Source organism: Erwinia sp. CGal63 (assembly GCF_037026505.1).
Lineage (GTDB): Bacteria > Pseudomonadota > Gammaproteobacteria > Enterobacterales > Enterobacteriaceae > Erwinia.
Genome location: NZ_JAKUMN010000025.1, coordinates 1 through 212, shown reverse-complemented (window position 1 = coordinate 212; position 212 = coordinate 1). Strand labels below are relative to the sequence as shown.

Below are 212 nucleotides of genomic sequence, written 5' to 3'. Positions count from 1 at the left end.
GAAGACCTGATCAAGTTTGGCCTGATCCCGGAGTTTATCGGCCGTCTGCCGGTGGTGGCGACGCTGAATGAACTGAGTGAGGAAGCGCTGATCCAGATCCTGCGGGAACCGAAAAACGCGCTGACCAAGCAGTACCAGGCGCTGTTCAATCTGGAAGGCGTGGAGCTGGAGTTCCGCGAAGAGGCGCTGAAGGCGATAGCGCACAAGGCGAT

The 212-nt window shown here is 58.5% G+C and carries 1 pseudogene; it reads left to right on the top strand.

What is annotated here, in order from left to right:
• Positions 1-212: pseudogene (gene clpX, locus MKZ79_RS21200) on the top strand (ATP-dependent Clp protease ATP-binding subunit ClpX); the annotation flags it as partial.